General features: G+C 57.0%; 1 rRNA gene. It reads right to left on the bottom strand.

The features are described 5' to 3' along the window. Positions 1–2999 (bottom strand): 23S ribosomal RNA (locus tag ACSNN7_RS28695); the annotation flags it as partial. Between the last annotated feature and the right edge of the window lie 58 nt (positions 3000–3057).

The raw sequence follows: 3057 nt of genomic DNA, 5'->3' as shown, positions 1-3057 counted from the left end.
GTGGGATACCTCATCTTGAAGCGAGCTTCCCGCTTAGATGCTTTCAGCGGTTATCCCTTCCGAACGTAGCTAACCAGCCGTGCCCCTGGCGGGACAACTGGCACACCAGAGGTTCGTCCGTCCCGGTCCTCTCGTACTAGGGACAGCCCTTCTCAAGTATCCTACGCGCACGGCGGATAGGGACCGAACTGTCTCACGACGTTCTAAACCCAGCTCGCGTACCGCTTTAATGGGCGAACAGCCCAACCCTTGGGACCTGCTACAGCCCCAGGATGCGACGAGCCGACATCGAGGTGCCAAACCATCCCGTCGATATGGACTCTTGGGGAAGATCAGCCTGTTATCCCCGGGGTACCTTTTATCCGTTGAGCGACACCGCTTCCACTCGCAAGTGCCGGATCACTAGTCCCGACTTTCGTCCCTGCTCGACCTGTCAGTCTCACAGTCAAGCTCCCTTGTGTACTTGCACTCAACACCTGATTGCCAACCAGGCTGAGGGAACCTTTGGGCGCCTCCGTTACCCTTTAGGAGGCAACCGCCCCAGTTAAACTACCCACCAGACACTGTCCCTGAACCGGATAACGGTCCGAAGTTAGATACCCAAATCAACCAGAGTGGTATTTCAAGATTGCCTCCACCCATACTGGCGTATGGACTTCACCGGCTCCCACCTATCCTACACAAGCTAATTCGGATACCAATGTCAAGCTATAGTAAAGGTCCCGGGGTCTTTCCGTCCTGCCGCGCGTAACGAGCATCTTTACTCGTACTGCAATTTCGCCGGGCCTGTGGTTGAGACAGTGGGGAAGTCGTTACGCCATTCGTGCAGGTCGGAACTTACCCGACAAGGAATTTCGCTACCTTAGGATGGTTATAGTTACCACCGCCGTTTACTGGCGCTTAAGTTCTCCGCTTCGCCCCGAAGAGCTAACAGGTCCCCTTAACGTTCCAGCACCGGGCAGGCGTCAGTCCATATACATCGAATTACTTCTTCGCATGGACCTGTGTTTTTAGTAAACAGTCGCTTCCCCCTGCTCTCTGCGGCCATACAACGCTCCACCCGCGCGGGGCTTCACGTCTCCGGCCCCCCTTCTCCCTAAGTTACGGGGGCAATTTGCCGAGTTCCTTAACCACAGTTCGCCCGATCGCCTCGGTATTCTCTACCTGACCACCTGTGTCGGTTTGGGGTACGGGCCGCTAAGAACTCGCTAGAGGCTTTTCTCGGCAGCATAGGATCACTGACTTCACCTGAATCGGCTCGGCATCACGTCTCAGCCTATATGCACCACGGATTTGCCTATGGCACGGCCTACACGCTTACCCCGGCACAACCACCGGCCGGGCTCAGCTACCTTCCTGCGTCACCCCATCGCTTGACTACTACCCGCCAGGTTCCCACGCTCCCCACCATAAGCCCGAAGGCCGCCGGCAGTTCGGATGGTTAGCACAACGAGGTTCGTCAGGGTCGCTCTTTCGCGGGTACGGGAATATCAACCCGTTGTCCATCGACTACGCCTCTCGGCCTCGCCTTAGGTCCCGACTCACCCAGGGCGGATTAGCCTGGCCCTGGAACCCTTGGTCATCCGGCGGAAGGGTTTCTCACCCTTCTTTCGCTACTCATGCCTGCATTCTCACTCGTGCCGCGTCCACAGCTGGGTCACCCCGCTGCTTCACCCCCGGCACGACGCTCCCCTACCCATCCACACACCTGCACAAGGAATCACGTCCAAGCGAGGTTGAAATGTGAATGCCACAGCTTCGGCGGTGTGCTTGAGCCCCGCTACATTGTCGGCGCGGAACCACTTGACCAGTGAGCTATTACGCACTCTTTAAAGGGTGGCTGCTTCTAAGCCAACCTCCTGGTTGTCTATGCGACCCCACATCCTTTTCCACTTAGCACACGCTTAGGGGCCTTAGCTGGTGATCTGGGCTGTTTCCCTCTCGACTACGAAGCTTATCCCCCGCAGTCTCACTGCCGCGCTCTCACTTACCGGCATTCGGAGTTTGGCTGATTTCGGTAAGCTTGTGGGCCCCCTAGACCATCCAGTGCTCTACCTCCGGCAAGAAACACGCGACGCTGCACCTAAATGCATTTCGGGGAGAACCAGCTATCACGGAGTTTGATTGGCCTTTCACCCCTAACCACAGGTCATCCCCCAACTTTTCAACGTTGGTGGGTTCGGCCCTCCACGCGGTCTTACCCGCGCTTCAGCCTGCCCATGGCTAGATCACTCCGCTTCGGGTCTAGAGCATGCGACTGAATACGCCCTATTCAGACTCGCTTTCGCTACGGCTCCCCCACACGGGTTAACCTCGCCACATGCCACTAACTCGCAGGCTCATTCTTCAAAAGGCACGCCGTCACCCCGCAAGGCTCCGACGGATTGTAGGCGAACGGTTTCAGGTACTATTTCACTCCCCTCCCGGGGTACTTTTCACCATTCCCTCACGGTACTCGTCCGCTATCGGTCACCAGGAAGTATTTAGGCTTACCAGGTGGTCCTGGCAGATTCACGGCAGATTTCAGGGGTCCGCCGCTACTCGGGAACACCCACAGAAGGTCAGCAACTTTCACCTACCGGACTCTCACCGCCTACGGTCAGCCTTTCCAGACTGTTCGGCTAGCCACTGACTTTGTAACTCCTCGAACAAGTGTCAGCTTGTTCAGCGGGGTCCCACAACCCCGACCACGCAACCCCTGACAGGTATCACACGCAGCCGGTTTAGCCTCAATCCGCTTTCGCTCGCCACTACTCACGGAATCACTATTTGTTTTCTCTTCCTACGGGTACTGAGATGTTTCACTTCCCCGCGTTCCCCCCATACACCCTATGTGTTCAGGTGCAGGTGACACCACATGACTGGTGCCGGGTTTCCCCATTCGGACACCCTGGGATCACAGCTTGGTTGACAGCTCCCCCAGGCCTATCGCGGCCTCCCACGTCCTTCATCGGCTCCTGGTGCCAAGGCATCCACCGTTCGCCCTTGACAACTTGACCACAAAGATGCTCGCGTCCACTGTGCAATTCTCAACAAACGACCAACCCACAACCCGAT

The organism is Micromonospora sp. URMC 105, assembly GCF_051386295.1.
Taxonomy (GTDB): Bacteria; Actinomycetota; Actinomycetes; order Mycobacteriales; family Micromonosporaceae; genus Micromonospora.
Note: the sequence above shows the minus strand (reverse complement) of the source record. Positions and strands in the feature narration are given on the sequence as shown.